Genomic DNA, 22284 nt, shown 5'->3' with positions numbered 1-22284 from the left:
GAACGTTTCCGCAGGTCACGGCACATGACAACGGTGTTCAGTGCCGCGTTGCCCCATACCCCCTACCCGTAGTTCACTGGGCCCTCCGGGCAGCCCTACGGAAGGTGGTAGTCATGGGGGCAGGGCACGACCACGGGCACGCGCACTCCCACGCGCCGGCCACGGGTACGGCCACGGGCGCGTACCGGGGCCGGCTGAGGATCGCGCTGGGCATCACGCTCCTGGTGATGGTCGTCGAGATCGCCGGCGGCCTGATCGCGGACTCGCTCGCGCTGATCGCGGACGCGGCGCACATGGCCACCGACGCGGTGGGCCTCGGCATGGCCCTGCTCGCCGTGCACTTCGCGAACCGTCCGGCGAGCACCAACCGCACCTACGGCTACGCCCGCGCCGAGATCCTCGCGGCCCTGGCCAACTGTCTGCTGCTGCTCGGGGTGGGCGGATACGTCCTCTACGAGGCGGTCCAGCGGTTCATGGAGCCCGCGCAGACCCGGGGCGGCCTGATGGTCGTGTTCGGTCTGATCGGCCTGGTGGCGAACTCCGTCTCGCTGGTGCTGCTGATGCGCGGGCAGAAGGAGAGCCTGAACGTGCGCGGCGCCTTCCTGGAGGTGGCGGCGGACGCGCTGGGCTCGGTCGCGGTGCTGATCTCGGCCGCGGTGATCCTGACCACCGGCTGGCAGGCGGCGGACCCGGTCGCCTCGCTGGTCATCGGGCTGATGATCGTGCCGCGGACGCTGAAGCTGCTGCGCGAGACGCTGGACGTGCTGCTGGAGGCGGCTCCCAAGGGCGTCGACATGGCGGACGTGCGGACGCACATCCTGGCCCTCGACGGCGTGGAGGACGTCCACGACCTGCACGCCTGGACGATCACCTCGGGCATGCCGGTGCTGTCGGCGCACGTGGTGGTCAGCTCCGAGGTGCTGAACGCCAGCGGGCACGAGAAGATCCTGCACGAGCTCCAGGGGTGCCTGGGCGACCACTTCGACGTGGAGCACTGCACCTTCCAGCTGGAGCCGGGCGGGCACGCGGAGCACGAAGCGCGGCTGTGCCACTGACCGCACGCACTGCCGTTCGGCGCACCCCCGGACGGTTCCCCGCGTCCGGCTCCGGGCACGATGATCTACCGGGTCCGGCTCCCGGTGCCGCGCCGCGCGCGGACGCGCGGGACGTGCCGGGAGTGCCGGATTCGTACGGCAGACTTGGGGTGCGAAGACCGAGGCGAAGGATGGGTATGCCGATCACACCTGCCACCGCGACGCAGAGCTCGTCGGAGGGCACCGCAGAGGCGATTTTGCTGGAACTGGTCGACGAGAAGGGTGTGACGATCGGTACGGCGGAGAAGCTCGCCGCCCACCAGCCGCCGGGGCAGCTGCACCGGGCGTTCTCGGTGTTCCTCTTCGACGAGCAGGGCCGGCTGCTGCTCCAGCAGCGGGCGCTCGGCAAGTACCACTCCCCCGGTGTGTGGTCCAACACCTGCTGCGGTCACCCGTACCCGGGCGAGGCGCCGTTCGCGGCGGCGGCCCGGCGCACGTACGAGGAGCTGGGCGTGTCGCCGTCGCTGCTCGGGGAGGCCGGCACGGTCCGTTACAACCACCCGGACCCCGTCTCCGGCCTGGTGGAGCAGGAGTTCAACCACCTCTTCGTCGGCCTGGTGCAGGCGTCGCTCGGACCGGACCCGGAGGAGGTCGCCGAGGTCGCCTTCGTGACGGCGGCCGAGCTGGCCGAGCGGCACGCCCGGGAGCCGTTCTCGGCCTGGTTCATGACCGTCCTGGACGCCGCCCGCCCGGCGATCAGGGAGCTGACGGGCCCGTCCGCCGGCTGGTGACCGCCACGGCGGTGCGGCGGTCCCGTGGCCGGCAGGGGCGGCCGGCGGGCACTACGGCAGGGAGGGGGGCTTCAGCGGGAGCGCGGCCCAGATGACCTTGCCGCCGCTCGCGGTGTGCTCCACGTCGACCACCCCGCCGGCCTCCCGCGCCACCTCGCGGACCAGGAGGAGCCCCCGGCCGCCGGTCCGGCCGTGGTCGGCCTCCAGGGCCGTCGGCCGGTAGGGGTGGTTGTCCTCCACGGACACCCGCACCCACTCGGCTCCGACGGCCACCTCCACGGCCAGCACGGGCGACAGCAGCGCCGCGTGCCGGACCGCGTTGGTGACCAGCTCGGAGACGATCAGCAGCAGCCCGTGCACCAGGTCGTCGGAGACCGGCACCCCCTGGCGCAGCAGCAGGTCCCGCACCGCGTGCCGGGCCTGCGGGACCGAGGCGTCCACCGCGGCCGCGGTGAACCGCCAGACGCCTTCGTACGGCAGTGGATCCGGCGGGCTGTCGCCGCCGCCCCCCGCTGGGCGCGGACCGTCCTCGCGCCCGTGGTTGTCCATCGTCCGGTCGCCACCCTCGCGCTCGATTGTCACCACACGTCGAGTGTTGGTAACGATCCGCGCCGGTCCGGATGCCTGAACAGAAGTCGGCAGGTATCGAACGGTTTTTGACCGACTCCGCATGACCTGGTCGTGGTCCGGACTGTTCCTGCCTCCCATACGCCGGTTCGCGAACTAGTCGGGTTGTACGAGGCCGACGCTACGATCCCCGCATGGAGCCCCAGCTGTCCCACCAGGTCACCGACTCCGTCGCCACCGTGGTGATCCGCCATCCCGCCAAGCGCAACGCCATGACGACCGCGATGTGGCGGGCCCTCCCCCCGCTGCTGGACGCGCTGGCCCGTGACCCCGGGGTGCGGGCGCTGGTGCTGACCGGTGAGGGCGGGACCTTCTGCGCGGGCGCCGACATCTCCACGCTCCGGGACGCACCGCAGGAGGCGCCGGCCCTCGCCGTGGCCGCCGAAGAAGCCCTGGCCGCGTTCCCCAAGCCGACCGTCGCCGCGGTGCGCGGCCACTGCGTGGGCGGTGGGGCACAGCTCGCGGCGGCCTGTGACCTGCGGCTGGCGGAGGAGGGAGCGCTGTTCGGGGTGACGCCGGCGCGGCTCGGTGTCGTCTATCCGGCCTCCTCGACCCGCCGCCTGGTGTCCCTGGTCGGTCCGGCCACGGCCAAGTACCTGCTGTTCACGGCCGAGTTGATCGACACCGGGCGGGCGCTGCGCACCGGCCTGGTGGACGAGGTGCTGCCCGAGGGCGAACTGGACAAGCGGGTCGCGGAGCTGACCCGGGTCCTGGTGTCCCGTTCACAGCTCACCCAGGCCGCCGCCAAGGAGTTCGCCGCCGGCCGCACCGACCGTGACGCCCACTGGGCCGCCGAGGCGCGCGGCAGCGGCGACGTCGCGGAGGGGGTCGCCGCGTTCCTGGAGCGCCGGCGGCCGCACTTCACCTGGAGCGTGTCCGCGCCGGGGTGAAGCGGCTCGCGGCACGCCACTTCTCGACGAGGTGCGCGGGCGCCTTCTCCGGCGAACCGGCGTCGTACGGCGGCTGGGGGTCGTACTCGGTCAGCAGCTGGACGGACTGGGCGTGTTCGTCGCCGGCGATGACGCCGAGGAGGGTCAGGCCCATGTCGATGCCGGACGACACGCCGGCCGCCGTGACGTACTTGCCGTCCACGACCACCCGCTCCCCCGTCGGCTCGGCCCCGAAGCCGCGCAGCAGGTCCAGCGCCAGCCAGTGCGAGGTGGCGCGGCGGCCGCGCAGCAGCCCGGCGGCGGCCAGCAGCAGCGAGCCCGTGCACACCGAGGTGGTCCAGGTGCTGGTGGCGTCCGCCGCGCGCAGCCAGTCCAGCAGGGCGGTGTTCTCCATCTGCTCGCTCTGCCCGGGACCGCCCGGCACGATCACGAGGTCCGGCGACGGCACCTCGGCGAGGGCGCGGTCGGCGGTGAGCGCCAGGTTCCCGGTGTCGGTGCGCACGGGCCCGGTCCGCTCGGCGATGAACACGGTCTCGGAGCCGGGGAGCCGGCCGAGGGTCTCGTAGGGGCCGACGGCGTCGAGGGCGGTGAAGCGGTCGTAGAGCACGATGGCGATCTGCATGGCGTTCCCTTGTCTCGTATGTCTCGTGAGGAGGTCGAGGGACCGTCAGACGGCGGGGGCGGGGCGGAACCGGCGGCGGTACTCGGCCGGGGAGGCCCCGAGGGTGCGCAGGAAGGCGCGGCGCATCGCCTCCGGTGTGCCGTAGCCGCTGGCGCGGGAGATCCGTTCGATGCCGTCGGTGGTGTCCTCCAGCAGGCGGCGCGCGTGTTCGAGGCGGACCCGGTCGACGTACCGGCCCGGTGTCATCCCGGTCTCCGCCCGGAAGGCGCGGGCGAAGTGGCGCGGGGAGAGGGCGGCGCGGGCGGCCAGCGCCTCGACGCCGAGGTCGCCGTCCGGGTGTTCGGTGATCCACTGCTGGACGTCCCGGAGGGGCTCCCGGCGGGCCGTCTGGACGGCCAGCTGGGCGCTGAACTGGGCCTGGTTGCCCGGTCTGCGCAGGAAGACCACGAGATGGCGGGCGACGGTCAGCGCCACCTGCCGGCCCAGGTCCTCCTCCACCAGCGCGAGGGCGAGGTCGATGCCCGCGGTGACCCCGGCGGAGGTGGCCACGTGCCCGTCCCGGACGAAGACCGGGTCGGGGTCGACCCGGACGGCGGGGTGGTCCCGGGCGAGCTCGTCGCAGTACGCCCAGTGCGTCGTGACGCGCCGGCCGTCCAGGAGTCCGGCCCGCGCCAGCGGGATCGCGCCGGTGCACACGGAGACCAGGCGCCGGGCCCGCGGGCCGTGTGCGCGCAGCCACTCCACCAGCCGCGGATCGGGGTCGCGGGTGCCCTCCCCGCCGGGGACCAGCAGGGTGTGCCCACCGGCCGCGTCCGCAAGGGACCCGTCCGGTACGACGGTCAGCCCGCTGGAGGTGCGCACCGGCCCGCCGTCCACGGAGGCCGTGCGGATCCGGTACGAGCCCGGGGTGTGCCTCTCCGCGCCGGTGAAGACCTCCACGGGGCCGGTGACGTCGAGGCTCTGCACGCCGTCGAAGACGGTGACGAGGACGGTTCGCTGCGTCATGGCCTCGATTCTGGGTGGCCCCGCGCGCGGCAGCAACGACGGAATTCCCACCTTTTCTGCCACGGCGTCCGGGGGTGCCGGACGCCGGCCCGGTTTCCCGCCCCGCCCGGAGGCACCCGGGGGGACGAGGGCCCGGCGCCTCGCCGGGAACCGCCCTGATCCCCGGTCGCCGGTGTCACCTGCCACAATTGCCGCGCAACCTCAGTGGAGAAGGCGGTACGGGATCGTGACGACACCCGGGTCCCTCGGAGCAGGGTCCATCGAAGGCAGGATCGCCGAGGAGCTAGGCGTACGGGAGCGGCAGGTGAGGGCCGCGGTGGAACTGCTCGACGGCGGTTCGACCGTGCCCTTCATCGCTCGCTACCGCAAGGAAGCGACGGAGATGCTCGACGACGCGCAGCTGCGCACCATCGAGGAGCGGCTGCGCTACCTGCGGGAGCTGGAGGAGCGGCGGACCGCGATCCTCGACTCGGTGCGGGAGCAGGGCAAGCTCACCGAGGAGCTGGAGGCGCGGATCCGGGGCGCCGAGACGAAGGCGCGGCTGGAGGACGTCTACCTGCCCTACAAGCCCAAGCGGCGCACCAAGGCGCAGATCGCGCGTGAGGCGGGCCTGGAGCCGCTCGCGGAGGGGCTGCTGAGCGACCCGACCGTCGAACCGCTGGCGGCCGCCGCCGCGTTCGTGGACGCCGGCAAGGGCGTCGCCGACCCGCAGGCCGCGCTGGAGGGCGCGCGGGCGATCCTCACGGAGCGGTTCTCCGAGGACGCCGACCTGATCGGCGAGCTGCGCGAACGCATGTGGGTGCGCGGGCGGCTGGCCGCGAAGGTGCGGGAGGGCAAGGAGGAGGCGGGCGCCAAGTTCGCCGACTACTTCGACTTCGCCGAGCCGTTCACCGAGCTGCCCTCGCACCGGATCCTGGCGATGCTGCGCGGGGAGAAGGAGGAGGTCCTGGACCTCGTCCTGGAGCCGGAGGAGGCCACCGAGGGCCCGTCCTCGTACGAGGGGATCATCGCGTCGAGGTTCGGGATCGCCGACCGGGGCCGCCCGGCCGACAAGTGGCTGACGGACACGGTCCGCTGGGCCTGGCGCACCCGCGTCCTGGTCCACCTCGGGATCGACCTGCGCCTGCGGCTGCGGACGGCAGCCGAGGACGAGGCGGTCAACGTGTTCGCGGCGAACCTGCGGGACCTGCTGCTGGCCGCCCCGGCGGGCACCCGTGCGACGCTCGGCCTGGACCCCGGTTTCCGCACAGGCGTGAAGGTCGCCGTGGTCGACGCGACCGGCAAGGTCGTCGCCACGGACGTGATCTACCCGCACGTCCCGGCCAACAAGTGGGACGAGGCGCTCGCCAAGCTGGCGCGGCTGGCCAAGGAGCACGCCGTCGAGCTGGTCGCGATCGGCAACGGCACGGCGTCCCGCGAGACCGACAAGCTCGCCGGTGAACTCATCGACAGGCACCCGGAGCTGAAGCTCACCAAGGTGATGGTGTCCGAGGCGGGCGCGTCGGTGTACTCCGCGTCGAGCTACGCCTCGCAGGAGCTGCCGGACATGGACGTGTCGCTGCGCGGCGCGGTCTCCATCGCCCGCCGGCTCCAGGACCCGCTGGCCGAGCTGGTGAAGATCGACCCGAAGTCGATCGGTGTCGGCCAGTACCAGCACGACCTGTCCGAGGTGAAGCTGTCCCGGTCGCTGGACGCGGTCGTGGAGGACTGTGTGAACGGCGTCGGCGTGGACGTCAACACGGCGTCCGTGCCGCTGCTGGCACGGGTGTCGGGCATCTCCGCCGGACTCGCCGAGAACATCGTCGCGCACCGCGACCAGAACGGCCCCTTCACGTCCCGTTCCGAGCTGAAGAAGGTGGCGCGGCTCGGCCCCAAGGCGTACGAGCAGTGCGCGGGCTTCCTGCGCATCCGCGGCGGCGCCGACCCGCTGGACTCCTCCAGCGTGCACCCCGAGGCGTACCCGGTGGTGCGGCGCATGGTGAAGACCACGGGTCAGGAGGTGGCGTCCCTCATCGGCAACACGGGCGTGCTGCGCTCGCTGCGGCCGGCGGACTTCGTGGACGACACCTTCGGCCTGCCCACGGTCACGGACATCCTCAAGGAGCTGGAGAAGCCGGGCCGCGACCCGCGTCCCGCGTTCCGGACGGCCACCTTCAAGGAGGGCGTGGAGAAGATCGCCGACCTGTCCGCCGGGATGGTCCTGGAGGGCGTGGTCACCAACGTGGCCGCCTTCGGCGCGTTCGTGGACGTCGGTGTCCACCAGGACGGTCTGGTGCACGTGTCGGCGATGTCGAAGTCGTTCGTCAAGGACCCGCGCGACGTCGTGAAGCCGGGCGACATCGTCAAGGTGAAGGTCCTGGACGTCGACATCCCGCGCAAGCGGATCGCGCTGACGCTGCGCCTGGACGACGAGGCCGCCCCGCAGGGCCAGGGCGGAGGCCGGCAGCAGCGCGGCGCCGCCCGTCCGCCGCAGCAGCGTCAGGGCGGCGGCGGCCAGCGGCAGGGCCGGGGCGGCGGTGACCGCGGCGGCCGGCAGGCGCCGGCACCGGCCAACAGCGCGATGGCCGACGCGCTGCGCCGCGCGGGCCTGCTGGACCCGAAGAAGCGCTGACGGGCGGGGCCGGGCCGGGCGGAACCAGCCGCCCGGCCCGGACGCCGGAAGGGGACGCGCCGGCCTAGCGTTCCGTCACCTTGCCGTCGGCGACCTCCAGGCGGCGGGTCACCCGCACCGCGTCCAGCATGCGGCGGTCGTGCGTCACCAGCAGCAGGGTGCCCGGGTAGCCGTCGAGTGCCGACTCCAGCTGCTCGATCGCCGGCAGGTCGAGGTGGTTCGTCGGCTCGTCGAGGACGAGGAGGTTGACGCCCCGGCCCTGGAGCAGGGCGAGCGCGGCGCGGGTGCGTTCGCCCGGGGAGAGGGTCGCGGCCGGGCGCAGCACGTGCGCGGACTTCAGACCGAACTTGGCCAGGAGGGTGCGGACCTCCCCCGGTTCGGTGTCGGGTACGGCGGCGCAGAACGCCTCCAGCAGGGTCTCGGGGCCGTGGAACAGCCCCCGGGCCTGGTCGACCTCGCCGACCAGGACCCCGGGGCCGAGGGCCGCGTGCCCGGAGTCGAGCGGGACGCGGCCCAGCAGCGCGCCGAGCAGCGTGGACTTCCCGGATCCGTTGGCCCCCGTCACGGCGATCCGGTCCGCCCAGTCGATCTGCAACGAGACCGGGCCGAAGGTGAAGTCGCCGCGCCGGACCTCGGCGTCCCGCAGCGTCGCCACGACCGCGCCCGAGCGGGGCGCGGACGCGATCTCCATCCGCAGCTCCCACTCCTTGCGCGGCTCCTCCACCACGTCCAGGCGCTCGATCATGCGCTGGGTCTGCCGGGCCTTGGCCGCCTGCTTCTCGCTGGCCTCGCTGCGGAACTTGCGGCCGATCTTGTCGTTGTCGCCGCCGGCCTTGCGGCGGGCGTTCTTCACGCCCTTGTCCATCCAGGCGCGCTGCATCTGGGCACGGTCCTGCAGCGCCGCCTTCTTGTCGGCGTACTCCTCGTACTCCTCGCGGGCGTGCCGGCGGGCCACCTCGCGCTCCTCCAGGTATCCGGCGTAACCGCCGCCGTAGAGGTTGATCCGCCCCTGGGCGAGGTCGAGTTCGAGCACCTTGGTGACCGTGCGGGTGAGGAACTCGCGGTCGTGGCTGACGACGACCGTGCCCGCGCGCAGTCCGGTGACGAACCGCTCCAGACGTTCCAGGCCGTCGAGGTCCAGGTCGTTGGTGGGCTCGTCCAGGAGGAAGACGTCGTAGCGGGACAGCAGCAGGGAGGCGAGGCCGGCGCGGGCCGCCTGGCCGCCGGAGAGGGCGGTCATCGGCTGGTCCAGGTCCACCGCCAGGCCGAGGGAGTCGGCGACCTCCTCCGCGCGCTCCTCCAGGTCGGCGCCGCCGAGGCCGAGCCAGCGCTCCAGGGCGGCGGCGTAGGCGTCGTCGGCGCCGGGAGCGCCGTCGACCAGCCCCTGGGTGGCCTCGTCCATCACCCGCTGGGCCTCGGCGACCCCGGTGCGCCGGGCCAGGAACTCCCGGACGGTCTCCCCCGGCCGGCGTTCCGGTTCCTGCGGCAGGTGGCCGACGGTCGCGGCCGGCGGGGACAGCCGCAGTTCGCCCTGCTCGGGCGGGATGAGTCCGGCGAGCATCCGCAGCAGGGTCGACTTCCCCGCGCCGTTGGCACCGACCAGCCCGATCACGTCGCCGGGCGCGACGACCAGGTCGAGCCCGGCGAACAGGGAGCGGTCGCCATGTCCGGCGGCGAGGTTCTTGGCAACGAGGGTGGCAGTCATCAGGACGCCGATCCTAGTGGCGGCACGCGCGCGTCTCCGCCACGTCCTGCGCCGGTCACCGGCGGCTTGCGTCCCGGGCCGACGCGGCCGGCCGCACAGGATCTATCGTCCTGGCGTGGACAGTGAGCCGAGTGACGAAGTGATCGTGGTCGGGAGCGGGATCGCCGGGCTGACGACGGCCGTGCTGCTGGCCGAGTCCGGCCGGCGGGTGCGGGTGTGGTCGCGGGAGCCGGCCGAGCGGACGACCTCGGCGGTCGCCGGCGGCCTGTGGTGGCCGTACCGCATCGAACCGGAGCCGCTGGTGGGCGCGTGGGCGTTGGAGTCCCTGGCGGTGTACGAGGAGCTGGCGGACCGGCCGCGGGAGACGGGGGTGCGGCTGGTCGACGGGGTGCACCAGGGGGCCCGGCTGGACGAGCTGGGCACGTGGGCGGGCCGGGTGCCGGGGCTGCGGGCGGTGGCCGGAGGGCTGGCGGCGCGGCTGCCGGTGATCGACATGCCGGTGCATCTCGCCTGGCTGCGGCAGCGCCTGGAGAAGGCGGGGGGCACGGTGGAGGTCCGCGAGGTGACCGGCCTGGCCTGCGTGCCCGCCCCGGTGGTGATCAACTGCACGGGCCTCGGGGCCCGCTCCCTGGTGCCGGACCCGGCGGTGCGGCCGGTGCGCGGGCAGCTGGTCGTGGTGGAGAACCCGGGCGTCAGCGGCTGGTTCACCTCCGTCGACCACGTCTCGGCCGCGTCCACCTACTTCATCCCGCAGCCGGGCGGGCTGCTCCTGGGCGGCACGGCCGAGGAGGACGACTGGTCCCTGGAGCCGGACCCGGCCACGGCCGAGGCGATCGTCGCCCGCTGCGCGGCCGTCCGGCCGGAGATCGCCGGCGCGCGCGTCCTCGCGCACCGGGTGGGACTGCGGCCGGCCCGGGAGGCGGTACGGCTGGAGCGCCGGCTCCTCCCGGACGGCCGCGTCCTGGTGCACGACTACGGCCACGGCGGCGCGGGCGTCACGGTGGCGTGGGGCTGCGCGAGGGAGGCGGCCGCCCTGGCCTTCCCGCCCCCCTGAACCGCCGCCCGGTCACCCGCAGCCGGACCCAGCGGCCAGGCCGCCCCGGACCGGTGCCGCGGTGGGCCCCGGAGGGCCCCAGAGGCGCAACCGTCAGCCCACCGGAACGTGCCGCACCGTACGCGGTGCCCCCACACCGTCCAGCACCCTCGGCGCCGGCGCCCCGGCGCTGCCTGACGCGGCCCGGGCGAACGCTCCCGCGCCACCCACCACCGGCACCCTCACCGTCGTACGGGACAGGTCCACGGTGAGCGTCGGCCGGCTGGACGGAGGGTCGATGAGGTCCTTGTCCGTACCGGCGATGATCAGCGCCAGCCGGTGCCCCGCGGGGACGACGTGGTCGGTGGCCGCGAGGTCCAGGGTGATGGTGTACGCCCTGCCCGGCGTGAGCGGGACGCCCGGGGCCGGCCAGGCGTAGTGGCCGAGGTCGGCCCAGCCCCGGCTGACCACGGTGTGGTCGACGGCGGCCGTCTTCGCCGCGGTCTCCCTGAAGCAGGCGCTGTCCCCGGCCGTGCTCCCGCCCCAGCAGCTGCGCTCGGTGCGGGTGGTGATGCCCTCGGCGGGGTCGGCGTAGTCGCGGATGGTGTCCGGGCCGACGTCGACCAGCACGGCGGACAGATGGGCGGAGCCGGCCGTCGGGGTCGCGGTGACCGTGACGGTGGAGGAGCCGGACAGGCGCAGGTCCCGGGTGAGGGGCGCCGTGAGGAAGCCGGCCTTCTCCGGTGTGGCCGTGGTGAGGTGCGCGGCCCAGTCGGTCTCGCTCAGCGCCGGGTCGTCCGTGAAGCTCTCGGTGCCGGTGCCCCGGTGCCGGCCGAGGGTGCCGACGCCGGCCCGGCTGCCGGCGGCCGGGTGCAGGACGGTGGCGCGGGTGCCGCGCGGGGGCCAGGCGGCGGAGGTGACCCACTGGTCGGGGTGGCGTTCGATGTCGGCCGTCGGCTCGCGGTCGACGCCGTTGTCGTAACCGAGGAGTTCGTGGTCGAACCAGCGGTGCAGGGTGTCGACCCAGGCGCCGCGCCGGTAGTCGAAGGGGTCGACGTGCCCGGTCTGGGAGAGCCAGATCTTGCGCCGCACGCCGTTCCGGGCGAGGGCGTCCCACCACGGGCCGACGTGCTGGGTGCGGACGTTGAGGTCCTGCATGCCGTGCACCAGGAACACGCTGGCGCGCACCTTCGCCGCGTCCTTGACGTAGTCCCGCCCGGTCCACAGCGGGGTCCAGTCGCCGCTGCGCGGGCTGCCGTCGGCGAGCTTCTTGAGCACGGCGGCGCAGTGGGCCTGCGCGTCGTCGCTCAGGACGTAGCCGGCCAGGTCGTCGGGGCCGCCGTCGTAGAGCGGGGCGCCCTGCGCGAAGTAGTAGTCGTACCAGGAGGAGATCGCGCTGATCGGGACGATCGTCCTCAGGCCCTTGACGCCGGTGGCGGCGACGCCGTTGGCGATGGTGCCGTCCCAGCTCTTGCCGATCATGCCGGTCCGGCCGTTGGTCCAGCCGGCCGTCACGCGGGTGCCGCCGGTGCGGCTGGTGTAGGCCCGGGCGCGGCCGTTGAGCCAGTCGACCACGGCCTTCGCGGAGAGGATGTCGGACCGGCCGCCGACGTCGACGCAGCCGTCGGAGCGGTTGGTGCCGGCGAGGTCGACGCCGACGAAGGCGTAGCCGCGGGGCACGAAGTAGTTGTCGTAGAACAGCGGCATCTGGACGACGTGCCCCTGGGCGTCGTACGTCTTGCGCTGGCTCTCGTTGCCGCGTCCGCAGCAGGAGTAGTAGGGGCTGGCGTCCATGATGACGGGCACCTTGCGGCCCTCGCGGGCGGGTTCGGCGGGCCGGACGATGTCGGCGGCGACGCGGTCGGTGTGTCCGTCGCCGTCCTCGTCGAGGCCGGTGTCCACCCACACGGACTCGCGCACGGCGTCGGCGTAGGAGTAGACGGGTCTGCTCTCCCGGGGCGCGGCGGCCCCGGCGGCGGCGACCGGGGTGAGGAAGGCGGCCGTCAGGGCGGTGACGGCGGCGGTGACGAGCGTTCTCCGGATCGTGGAGCGCGTGCGTTTCGGCATGCGCGGACGGTACTGCGGTCAACGCCCGTACAGAAGAAGGCTTTCCGGTGCGCGTGACGGCCGAATGGCGATCGTGTGACAGTAGGGGCCATGGACAGGCCAGTGGCCACAGGGACTGAATAGGCTCCGGACAGATCTCCGAACGGACGCACCGTCCCTACGACTTGGAGCTGACGTGCACCGCAGAATCATCGCACCGGGCGTGCTCGCGGCGGCCTCCCTCCTGCTGGCGATCCCGGCATCGGCCGCGAGTTACTCCCCCGGCGCACCGGGCATCGGCGACCCCTACTACCCGTACTACGGCAACGGCGGCTACGACGTCTCGCACTACGACCTGAGGCTGCAGTACCAGCCGAAGACGGACGAGTTGCAGGGCACGGCGACGATCCTGGCGAAGACCACCCAGGACCTGTCCAGTTTCGACCTGGACTTCCTGCTGGACGTGAGCGAGGTGCGGGTCAACGGCGCCAAGGCGTCCTTCGCGACGTCCGGCCAGCACGAGCTGGTCGTCACCCCGAGGACCCCGCTGGCCAAGGGCGCCGCGATCACGGTGGTGGTCCGCTACAGCGGGGTGCCGTCGACGAAGAGCGCCTACGGCTTCTCCACCTGGCACCGCACGCCGGACGGCGCGGTGGCCGCCGACGAGCCCGAGGCCGCGTGGTGGTGGTTCCCGAGCAACGACCATCCGAGCGACAAGGCCACCTACGACGTGTCGGTGGCGGTGCCGGACGGCACCCAGGCCATCTCCAACGGCACGCTCCAGTCGACCAGTTCGAAGCTGGGCTGGACCCGCTACAACTGGCGGCAGAACAAGCCGCAGGCGACCTATCTGGCCACGCTCGCGCTCGGCAGGTTCGACATCACCACCAGCACCTCCGACGGCGGGGTGCCCGTCGTCAACGCCTACAGCAAGGACCTCGGCGACAACGACGGGGCCGCCCGGGCCAGCGTGGAGCGCACCGGTGAGATCGTGGACTGGCTGAGCGGCTACTTCGGGCCGTATCCGTTCGCCTCGGCCGGCGGCTACGTGCCGAACACCACCACCGGCTACGCGCTGGAGACGCAGACCCGCGTCTACTACAGCCCGCGTCAGTTCGCGAACGGCTCCAACACCTCGGTGGTCGTGCACGAGCTGGCCCACCAGTGGTACGGCGACGACGTGTCGGTCAAGGGCTGGAAGGACATCTGGATCAACGAGGGCTTCGCCCGGTACGCGCAGTGGCTGTGGTCCGAGCACGAGGGCGAGGGCACCACGCAGGAACTCGCCGACTACGTGTACGCCTCGCACCCGGCCGACGACGCCTTCTGGACGGTGAAGCCCGGCGACCCGGGCCCGGACGAGCAGTTCGGCGCCGCCGTGTACGACCGCGGAGCCGTCGCCATCCAGGCGCTGCGCAACGAGATCGGTGACGACGCGTTCTTCGCGATCCTGAAGGGCTGGCCGAAGGAGCACGCCTACGGCAACGCCTCGGTCGCCGACTTCGAGAAGTACGCCGAGCGGGTGTCCGGCAAGCCGCTGGCCGCGCTGTTCGACACCTGGCTGTTCCAGCCGGAGAAGCCGGCGTCGCCGGCGGTCCGGGGCCTGGCGAAGTCGGGTACGGCGGTGGAGCGGCCGAAGTCCTGGAAGAAGATCGAGGCGACGAACGCCGTCCACGGGCACTGACCCGGGCCCGGCACTCCGGCGTCCCCGGCGCCTCAGCGGCTCGGTTCCGACGCCCGGCGCAGCAGCTCGTCCCGGCCTATCGCGTCCGCGCGGGTGGCCGGGACGGTGCACGCGTAGGCGCCCGCGACCGCGCCGTACCGGGCGCACCGCTCGGGCGGCTCGCCGCTGAGCCGGCCGTAGAGGAACGCGGCGGCGAAGGCGTCGCCCGCGCCGTTGGAGTCCACGACGGGCGCGGGCGGGGTCGCCGCCGGTACCCGGGTCAGCTCGCCGTCGGCCAGCAGGAGGGCGCCCTCGGCCCCGGCGGTGGCGACGACGGTCCCGGCCCGCCCGCGCTCGGCGATGCGCCGCATGGTCCGCTCGGGGTCGGTCAGGGCGGCGGCCGACAGGAAGACGACGTCGGCCGTGACCGCGAACGGCTCGTGGTACGCGTTCTCGCCGTCCCAGTCGTGCAGGTCGGTGGAGAGCGGCACACCCGTCTCCCGCAGGACCGGCAGGGCGTGCGCGCAGGGCTGGGTGATGGTCACGTGCACATGCCGGCTCGCGGCGGCCAGCGCGCGCAGGCGGGCCTCGGGGAAGCGGTCGTCCGGGTGGGCACGGCTGGTGTCGTACAGGGACAGCCGGCGGCCGTCCGGGCCGACGAGATTGACCGCGCGCTTGGTGCCGGCCGGCTGGGGCAGTGCGGTGAGGGCGATGCCGTGCTCGCGGTGCAGGGCGCGCACGAGGCCGCCCTCGGGGTCGTCGCCGAGCAGGTCGAGGTGGTGGGTGCGCAGCCCCAGCGCGGCCAGTCCGAGCGCGACGAAGTCGCCGGTCTGGCCGGCGCGGGTGCGGATCCCCGAGTCGATCATGTAGCTGTCGGCGTACGGCAGGGGCAGCTCGGGGACCGGGATCACCGTGTCCACACCGGCCCCGCCCAGCACCAGCACGTCGGTCGTGTCCGTTCGCCCGGTCATCCCGCGCCCTCCCCCTCCGCGCCTCCCGGCGGCACGGGCGGCGTCCTGCCGGAGCCGAGTGATCTCCGGTGTGACGCCACCGTACGCGATGCCTCCGACAGGGGCGCCGGACCGCTAGCGCGGCGGCTCGGCCGGCTGCTGGCCGCTGTGGTGCGCCACCCGGCGGCGGACGCCGAACCAGCCGGCGACCAGCATCACGGCGATCACCGGGATGAGCAGCAGGGTCTTGCGGCCGACCTCGGCGTCGTTCCCCATCATGCCGAGGCAGACCAGCAGGAACACCACGGTGGCGATCTCCGTGACCGGGCTGAACTTCAGCTGGAAGTGCGGCCGGGTCACCAGGCCCGCGCGGGCACGGCGGACGAAGACCAGGTGGCAGACCATGATGATCACCCAGGTGCTGATGATGCCGAGCGAGGCGACGTTCAGCACGATCTCGAAGGCCTGGCTGGGGACCAGGTAGTTCAGGCCGACGCCGAGGACACAGACCGCGCAGGTCAGCAGGATGCCGCCGTAGGGCACCTGGCTGCGGTTCATGCGGGCGGTGAACTTCGGCGCCGAGCCGGCCGTGGCCATGGAGCGCAGGATGCGGCCGGTGGAGTACAGGCCGGAGTTCAGCGAGGACATGGCGGCGGTCAGCACCACCAGGTTCATCACGTCACCGGCCGCCGGCACGCCGATCTTGGACAGCACGGTCACGAACGGGCTCTCGTCGGCCGAGTACACCGAGCCGGGCAGCAGCAGGGCCAGGAGCACGACCGAGCCGACGTAGAACAGGCCCACGCGCCACATGATCGAGTTCACCGCGCGCGGGACGACCTTCTCCGGCTCGGCGGTCTCGCCGGCGGCCACGCCGACCAGCTCCAGGGCGGCGTACGCGAAGATCACGCCCTGCATCACCAGGACGACCGGCATCAGGCCGTGCGGGAAGACACCGCCGTTGCCGGTGATGACATCGAGGCCCGGCTTGCTGCCGCCGACGTCGTGCTGGGTCGCCAGCAGGAAGATGCCGATCAGCATGAAACTCACGAGGGTGGCGACCTTGATGATCGCGAACCAGAACTCCATCTCGCCGAAGATCTTCACCGAGATCAGGTTCACGGCGAGGACGACCGCGAGGGCGATCAGCGCCAGCACCCACTGCGGGATGGACGTGAACATGCTCCAGTAGTGCGTGTAGAGCGCGATCGCGGTGATGTCGGCGATGCCGGTGGTCGACCAGTTCAGGAAGTACATCCAGCCGGCGACGTAGGCGCCCTTCTCGCCGAGGAACTCGCGCGCGTACGACACGAAGGAGCCGGAGGACGGCCGGTACAGGACCAGCTCGCCCAGCGCCCGGACGACGAAGAAGGCGAAGACACCGCAGACCAGGTAGGCCAGGGCGAGCGCCGGGCCCGCGTTGTGCAGGCGTCCGCCGGCCCCCAGGAAGAGGCCGGTGCCGATGGCGCCGCCGATGGCGATCATGTTGACGTGGCGGGCCTTGAGGTCCTTGCTGTAACCGGCGTCGCCCGCGTCCGCGGGCGTCGGGGCCACCTCGGGGTGGGGGGTGGCCTGTGCCGGTTCCACGGCTTCCTTGCTCACGGGTGGTTCCACTTCCTGGTGCGCCCGGACCTCGTGGGCCCGGGGTTCGTGCGGGTCTCGGCCCGCACCACCCTCGTGTCGTCGCGGTACAGACCAAGGCAGCAGCTTCCCAGGGAGCGGGTCCGGCATGCGATGGCCCAGGTCACAGAGCGGTTCTTCTCACACGGTCCACACGGCACCGCCCCGGGTTCCACACCCTTGGTGAGACAGCGATACTGCTGCGCATGACGACCGACGGCGGCGAGCCCACCCTGACGATCGACGAGCTGGCCGCGCGGGCGGGCGTCACGGTGCGCACGGTCCGCTTCTACGGCACCAGGGGACTGCTGCCGCCGCCGGTGATCGGCCCGCGCCGGGTGGGCCGCTACGGCCGGGAGCACCTGGCCCGGCTGGAGCTGATCGAGGAGATGCAGCACCAGGGCATGACCCTCGCGGCGATCGAACGGCATCTGCGGCAGCTGCCGGCCGACCTCGGCCCGCACGATCTGGCGATCCACCGGGCGGTGGTCGCCTCCTGGGCGCCGGACACCGTCGAGACCGTCTCCCGCGCGGAGCTGGAGCGGCGGGCGGGGCGCCGGCTGGCCGAGCAGGACGTGGAGCGGCTGGCCGCGATGAGCGTGGTGACGCGGGAGGGGGACTCCTTCCGCGTGGACTGCGGTCTGCTGCGGCTCGCGGCGCGGCTCCTCGACGTACCGCTGTCGCAGGAGACCATCCTGGCCGCCCGGACCGTCCTGACCGGTCACGCGCGCGCGGCGGCGCACGAGCTGTCGGACCTGCTGCGGGACGCCGTCGCCGAGCGCGACACGCGGGACGTGAAGTCGCTGTCGGCGCATATGCACCCGCTCGTGGTGCAGGCGCTGCTCACCACCTTCCAGCGGTCGCTGAAGGAGGAGCTGCGCCAGTGGCTGGACGCGGCGGCGGACCCGGAGACCCCGCCCGGGGGCACGGCGGCCCCGGGGGCGGGGTCCCGGAGCACGCCGTCCGGCTGAGGCGCGTCAGCGGGCGTCGGTGAACGTCTCCCCGTTCCCGGCCTTGGTCACGAGCAGCGCGGGCGGGGCGAACCGCTCGCCGTACCGCTCGGCCAGCTCGCGCGCGCGGGCGACGAATCCGGGCAGGCCCCCTTCGTAACCGTTGATGTACTGGAGCACACCGCCGGTCCAGCCGGGGAAGCCGATGCCGAGGACCGAGCCGATGTTGGCGTCGGCGACGGAGGTCAGGACGCCCTCTTCGAGGAGGCGTACGGTGTCGAGCGCCTCGGCGAAGAGCATGCGCTCCTGCATGTCCCGGAACGGGATCTCGTACCCGGGCCTGGTGAAGTGCTCGCGCAGGCCCGGCCAGAGCCCCGCCCGCTTGCCGTCCTCGGTGTAGTCGTAGAAGCCGGCGCCGCCGCTGCGGCCGGTGCGGCCGAACTCGTCGACCATGCGGTCGACGACCGCCTCCGCCGGGTGCGCCGTCCAGGTGCCGCCGGCCTCCTCCACGGCCCGCTTCGTCTCGCTGCGGATCTTGCGCGGGAGGGTGAGGGTCAGCTCGTCCATGAGGGACAGCACCTTGGCCGGGTAGCCGGCCTGGGCGGCGGCCTGCTCCACGGAGGCGGGCTCGACGCCCTCGCCGACCATGGCGACGCCCTCGTTGATGAAGTGGCCGATCACCCGGGAGGTGAAGAAGCCCCGGGAGTCGTTCACGACGATCGGCGTCTTGTTGATCTGCCGGACCAGGTCGAAGGCGCGCGCGAGGGCCTCCTCGCCGGTGCGCTCGCCCTTGATGATCTCGACCAGCGGCATCTTGTCGACCGGCGAGAAGAAGTGCAGTCCGATGAAGTCGGCCTGGCGCTGCACGCCCTCGGCGAGGGTGGTGATGGGCAGCGTGGAGGTGTTGGAGCACAGCAGCGCGTCGGGGGCGACGACGGCCTCGATCTCCTGGAACACCTTGTGCTTGAGGGCGGTGTCCTCGAACACGGCCTCGATGACCGCGTCACAGCCGGCGAGGTCGGCCGCCTCGGCGGTGGGCGTGATCCGGGCGAGCAGCGCGTCCGCCTTCTCCTGGCTGGTACGGCCCCGGGCGACGGCCTTGGCGCACAGCTTCTCGGAGTAGCCCCTGCCCTTGACGGCCGCTTCCAGGGAGACGTCCTTGAGGACGACGTCGATGCCCGCGCGGGCGCACGCGTAGGCGATGCCGGCGCCCATCATGCCGGCGCCGAGGACGGCCACCTTGCGGACCTGGCGGGGCTCGACGCCCTGGGGGCGGTTGGCGCCGGAGTTGACCGCCTGGAGGTCGAAGAAGAAGGCCTGGATCATGTTCTTCGAGGTCTGCCCGGCGGCCAGTTCCACGAAGTAGCGGGCCTCGATGACCTGGGCGGTCTCGAAGTCGACCTGGGAGCCCTCGACGGCGGCGGCGAGGATGTTGCGCGGCGCCGGGTAGGGGGCGCCGCCCGTCTGCTTGCGCAGGCTGGCCGGGAAGGCGGGCAGGTTGGCGGCGAACTTCGGGTTGGCCGGGGTGCCGCCGGGGATCCGGTACCCCGGCTTGTCCCAGGGCTGCTGGGACTCGGGGTGCGCGTCGATGAACGCCCGGGCCTTGGCGAGCAGTTCCTCGGGGGTGGCGGCGACCTCGTGGACGAGGCCGTTCTCCTGGGCGCGCCGCGCGTTGTACTGCTGTCCCTGGAGGAGCACCTTCAGCAGGGCGTCCGTGATGCCGAGCAGCCGCACGGTGCGCACGACCCCGCCGCCGCCGGGGAGCAGGCCGAGGGTGACCTCGGGACAGCCGATCCTGGTGCCGGGGGCGTCGAGGGCCACCCGGTGGTGGCAGGCGAGGGCCAGTTCGTATCCGCCGCCGAGGGCGGCGCCGTTGATGGCGGCGACGACCGGCTTGCCGAGGGTCTCGATGCGGCGCAGGTTCCGCTTGATGGCGAGGCCGCCGTCGAACAGTTCCCGGGCGGTCTCGGGCGTGACCCGGATGAGGTCGCGCAGGTCGCCGCCCGCGAAGAAGGTCTTCTTCGCGGAGGTGAGGATGATGCCGCGGATGTTCTCGCGCTCCGCCTCCAGGCGGTCGGCGATCACGGCGAGGGAGTCGCGGAACGCCTGGTTCATGGTGTTCGCGGACTGGTTGGGGTCGTCCAGGACGAGGGTGACGACACCGGTGTCGTCCTGCTCCCAGCGGATGGTGGTGCTCTCGGTCATGACAGTCGTCTCCGTAGCAGTCTTCGGGGCGCTTGGTTCCGCGGGGAGTTTCAGAGGCGCTCGACGATGGTGGCGATGCCCATGCCGCCGCCGACGCAGAGGGTGGCGAGGCCGTAGCGCTTGTCCTGGCGCTCCAGTTCGTCGATGAGCGAGCCCAGGATCATGGCGCCGGTGGCGCCGAGCGGGTGGCCGAGGGCGATGGCTCCGCCGTTGACGTTGACCTTGTCCAGGGACAGGCCCATGTCCTTCACGAAGCGCAGCACGACGGCGGCGAACGCCTCGTTGATCTCGACCAGGTCGATGTCGTCGATGGTGAGGCCGGCCTTCGCCAGGGCCTTGCGGGTGGCGGGGGCGGGGCCGGTGAGCATGATGGTCGGCTCGGAGCCGGAGACGGCGGCGGCGACGATCCGCGCGCGGGGGGTGAGGCCGTGGCGCTCGCCGGCCTCGCGGGAGCCGATCGCGACGAGCGAGGCGCCGTCCACGATGCCGGAGGAGTTGCCGGCGTGGTGGACGTGGTCGATCTTCTCCACCCAGTGGTACTTCTGCAGGGCGACGGCGTCGAAGCCGCCCAGGTCGCCGATGTCCGCGAAGGACGGCTTCAGCTTGGCGAGCGAGTCGGCGGTGGTGCCGGGGCGCAGGTGCTCGTCGTGGTCGAGGACGACCAGGCCGTTGCGGTCCCTGACGGGGACCACCGACCTGTCGAAGCGGCCCTCCTTCCAGGCGGTGGCGGCGCGTTCCTGGGACAGGGCCGCGTACTCGTCGACGTCCCGGCGGGAGAAGCCCTCGATGGTGGCGATGAGGTCGGCGCCGATGCCCTGCGGCACGAAGTTGACGGCGAGGTTGGTCATCGGATCGTTGAACCAGGCGCCGCCGTCCGAGGCCATCGGGACCCGGGACATGGACTCGACGCCGCCCGCGAGGACCAGGTCCTCCCAGCCCGCGCGGACCTTCGCGGCGGCCAGGTTGACGGCCTCCAGACCGGAGGCACAGAAGCGGTTCTCCTGCACGCCCGCGACCGTGTCGGGCAGTCCGGCGGCGAGGGCGGCGATCCGGGCGATGTCCGAGCCCTGGTCGCCGACGGGGCCGACGACGCCGAGCACGATGTCGTCGATCGCGGCCGGGTCCAGGCCGGGGAAGCGGGCGCGGATCTCGTGGATGAGGCCGACGACCAGGTCGATGGGCTTCGTGCCGTGCAGGGCGCCGTTCGCCTTGCCGCGGCCGCGCGGGGTGCGGATCGCGTCGTACACGTACGCTTCGGTGCTCACTGGTGTGCCTTTCGGGAGGGTGGGCCGAGCGGGGTGGGCGGGGCTGGCCGGCGTCGGTGACCAGGGTCGTCGGGGCCGGCCGTGGGAGCCGGTCGTCAGACCCGGCCGCCGGGGTCGTCGGGGGCGTCGGTCGGGGGTGCCGGTATGCCCCAGTCCCGGGCGACCGCGGCGGTGTCCGCGCCGGGCCGGGCGGGGCCGGTGCGGACGGCGGTGGGGGTCGCGGAGAAGCGGGGGGCGGGGGCGGGCTGGGTGATGCCGCCGTGGTCGGTGAAGGTGCCGCGGGCGCGCAGGTGCGGGTGGGCCGGGGCCTCGCGCAGACTCAGCACCGGCGCCACACAGGCGTCGGAGTCCGCGAAGACGGCCGTCCACTCCGCCCGGGTGCGGGACGTGAAGGCGGCGGCGATCCGTTCGCGCAGCTCGCCCCAGCGGGTCCAGTCCTCGTGGGCGTGCGCCAGGTCCTCCAGGCCGAGCAGGCGCAGGAACTCGGCGTAGAACCTGCCCTCCAGGGCGCCCACCGCCATGTACCCGCCGTCGGCGGTCTCGTAGGTGCCGTAGTAGGGGCAGCCGCCGTCCAGGAGGTTGGCGGCGCGGCGGTCCTGCCAGCCGCCGGCGGCGAGCATGCCGTGGATCATCGCCGACAGGTGGGCCGTGCCGTCCACGATGGCCGCGTCGACCACCTGGCCGGTGCCGGTCGCGCGCGCGTGGTGCAAGGCGGCGAGGACGCCGACGACCAGGTAGAGGGAGCCTCCCGCGTAGTCCCCGAGGAGGTTGGCGGGCACCGCCGGGGGTTCGTCCGGGCGGCCGATCATGCCGAGGGTGCCGGTGAGCGCGATGTAGGCGATGTCGTGGCCGGCGCGCTGGGCGAGCGGGCCGTCCTGGCCCCAGCCGGTCATGCGGCCGTACACCAGGCGGGGGTTGCGGGCGTGGCAGTCCTCGGGGCCGACGCCGAGGCGTTCGGCGACGCCGGGGCGGTAGCCCTCGATGAGGACGTCGGCCCGCTGGGCGAGGTCCAGGACGCGCGCGGGGCCGTCCGGTGCCTTCAGGTCGACCACGGTCGAGCGCTTGTTGCGGTTGGTGACGTCGAACGCCGGGTCGATGGCGAGGCCCGGGCCGCCGGGACGGTCCACCCGGACCACGTCGGCGCCCAGGTCGGCCAGCAGCATGGCGGCGAACGGGCCCGGCCCGATGCCGGCCAGTTCGACGACGCGCACGCCGGACAGCGGGCCGTCGCCCGGCCTCGGCGTCCCTGCCGTTGTCATCCGTGCAG

17 protein-coding genes are annotated in these 22284 nt (G+C 73.2%); 7 read left to right on the top strand and 10 right to left on the bottom strand.

Features of this window, described 5'->3' with window-relative positions:
- The first annotated feature begins 113 nt into the window (after positions 1-113).
- Entirely contained in the window at positions 114-1055 is a 942-nt protein-coding gene (locus ACZ5DC_RS04230; RefSeq protein ID WP_468649187.1) for a cation diffusion facilitator family transporter, read from the top strand.
- Positions 1056-1231: 176 nt separating this feature from the next.
- Positions 1232-1825: an isopentenyl-diphosphate Delta-isomerase gene (gene idi, locus ACZ5DC_RS04225; protein ID WP_468649185.1), complete on the top strand. Its 594-nt coding sequence runs from the start codon at positions 1232-1234 to the stop codon at positions 1823-1825.
- Between the two features lie 51 nt (positions 1826-1876).
- Here idi and ACZ5DC_RS04220 read toward each other — a convergent pair whose 3' ends face one another.
- Entirely contained in the window at positions 1877-2374 is a 498-nt protein-coding gene (locus tag ACZ5DC_RS04220; protein WP_366752606.1) for an ATP-binding protein, read from the bottom strand.
- Positions 2375-2586: 212 nt separating this feature from the next.
- Between ACZ5DC_RS04220 and ACZ5DC_RS04215 the strand changes: the two genes are divergently transcribed.
- Complete coding sequence (locus ACZ5DC_RS04215; RefSeq protein ID WP_468649183.1) at positions 2587-3342, top strand: enoyl-CoA hydratase/isomerase family protein; 756 nt, start codon at positions 2587-2589, stop codon at positions 3340-3342.
- Here ACZ5DC_RS04215 and ACZ5DC_RS04210 read toward each other — a convergent pair.
- Both ACZ5DC_RS04210 and ACZ5DC_RS04205 read right to left on the bottom strand, forming a co-directional pair.
- The gene (locus ACZ5DC_RS04210; RefSeq protein ID WP_468649181.1) at positions 3314-3964 is read right to left on the bottom strand and encodes a DJ-1/PfpI family protein; all 651 of its coding nucleotides are present in this window, start codon (positions 3962-3964) and stop codon (positions 3314-3316) included. The two genes, ACZ5DC_RS04215 and ACZ5DC_RS04210, sit on opposite strands and share 29 nt — an antisense overlap.
- Before the next feature lie 45 nt (positions 3965-4009).
- Complete coding sequence (locus ACZ5DC_RS04205; protein ID WP_468649179.1) at positions 4010-4969, bottom strand: GlxA family transcriptional regulator; 960 nt, start codon at positions 4967-4969, stop codon at positions 4010-4012.
- Between the two features lie 226 nt (positions 4970-5195).
- On the opposite strand from ACZ5DC_RS04205, the gene ACZ5DC_RS04200 reads away from it, so the two are divergent.
- A complete protein-coding gene (locus ACZ5DC_RS04200; protein ID WP_468649177.1) occupies positions 5196-7580 on the top strand; it encodes a Tex family protein in 2385 nt (794 codons plus the stop codon).
- A 64-nt stretch (positions 7581-7644) separates the two neighbouring features.
- Here ACZ5DC_RS04200 and ACZ5DC_RS04195 read toward each other — a convergent pair whose 3' ends face one another.
- A complete protein-coding gene (locus ACZ5DC_RS04195; protein ID WP_468649175.1) occupies positions 7645-9285 on the bottom strand; it encodes an ABC-F family ATP-binding cassette domain-containing protein in 1641 nt (546 codons plus the stop codon).
- Positions 9286-9424: 139 nt separating this feature from the next.
- Here ACZ5DC_RS04195 and ACZ5DC_RS04190 point away from each other — a divergent pair, with 139 nt between their 5' ends.
- Positions 9425-10339 (top strand): FAD-dependent oxidoreductase, encoded by a 915-nt coding sequence (locus ACZ5DC_RS04190; RefSeq protein ID WP_468649926.1) that lies wholly within the window; start codon positions 9425-9427, stop codon positions 10337-10339.
- Positions 10340-10432: 93 nt separating this feature from the next.
- On the opposite strand, the gene ACZ5DC_RS04185 is transcribed toward ACZ5DC_RS04190, so the two are convergent.
- Positions 10433-12385 (bottom strand): Xaa-Pro dipeptidyl-peptidase, encoded by a 1953-nt coding sequence (locus tag ACZ5DC_RS04185; RefSeq protein ID WP_468649173.1) that lies wholly within the window; start codon positions 12383-12385, stop codon positions 10433-10435.
- 175 nt (positions 12386-12560) lie between these two features.
- Between ACZ5DC_RS04185 and ACZ5DC_RS04180 the strand changes: the two genes are divergently transcribed.
- Positions 12561-14048 (top strand): M1 family metallopeptidase, encoded by a 1488-nt coding sequence (locus ACZ5DC_RS04180; protein WP_468649171.1) that lies wholly within the window; start codon positions 12561-12563, stop codon positions 14046-14048.
- A gap of 32 nt (positions 14049-14080) precedes the next feature.
- Here ACZ5DC_RS04180 and ACZ5DC_RS04175 read toward each other — a convergent pair whose 3' ends face one another.
- Together ACZ5DC_RS04175 and ACZ5DC_RS04170 are read right to left on the bottom strand one after the other, a co-directional pair.
- Positions 14081-14998: an adenosine kinase gene (locus tag ACZ5DC_RS04175; protein ID WP_468649169.1), complete on the bottom strand. Its 918-nt coding sequence runs from the start codon at positions 14996-14998 to the stop codon at positions 14081-14083.
- 114 nt (positions 14999-15112) lie between these two features.
- Entirely contained in the window at positions 15113-16579 is a 1467-nt protein-coding gene (locus ACZ5DC_RS04170; protein ID WP_468649167.1) for an amino acid permease, read from the bottom strand.
- A 224-nt stretch (positions 16580-16803) separates the two neighbouring features.
- Between ACZ5DC_RS04170 and ACZ5DC_RS04165 the strand changes: the two genes are divergently transcribed.
- Positions 16804-17568, top strand: coding sequence for a MerR family transcriptional regulator (locus ACZ5DC_RS04165; protein WP_468649165.1), 765 nt, complete (start codon positions 16804-16806; stop codon positions 17566-17568).
- 6 nt (positions 17569-17574) lie between these two features.
- On the opposite strand, the gene ACZ5DC_RS04160 is transcribed toward ACZ5DC_RS04165, so the two are convergent.
- From ACZ5DC_RS04160 to ACZ5DC_RS04150, 3 genes are all read right to left on the bottom strand, one after another.
- Positions 17575-19752 carry a 3-hydroxyacyl-CoA dehydrogenase NAD-binding domain-containing protein gene (locus ACZ5DC_RS04160; protein ID WP_468649163.1) on the bottom strand — a complete coding sequence of 726 codons (2178 nt, stop codon included), beginning with the start codon at positions 19750-19752 and terminating at the stop codon, positions 17575-17577.
- A 50-nt stretch (positions 19753-19802) separates the two neighbouring features.
- Complete coding sequence (locus ACZ5DC_RS04155; RefSeq protein WP_468649161.1) at positions 19803-21017, bottom strand: acetyl-CoA C-acetyltransferase; 1215 nt, start codon at positions 21015-21017, stop codon at positions 19803-19805.
- Positions 21018-21112: 95 nt separating this feature from the next.
- A complete protein-coding gene (locus ACZ5DC_RS04150) occupies positions 21113-22276 on the bottom strand; it encodes a CaiB/BaiF CoA transferase family protein (protein ID WP_468649160.1) in 1164 nt (387 codons plus the stop codon).
- Positions 22277-22284 lie beyond the last annotated feature (8 nt).

The sequence above is a fragment of the Streptomyces sp. NPDC031445 genome, from assembly GCF_055581365.1.
The sequence above is the reverse complement of the archived record's forward strand: the minus strand, read 5'-3'. Positions and strand labels throughout refer to the sequence as shown.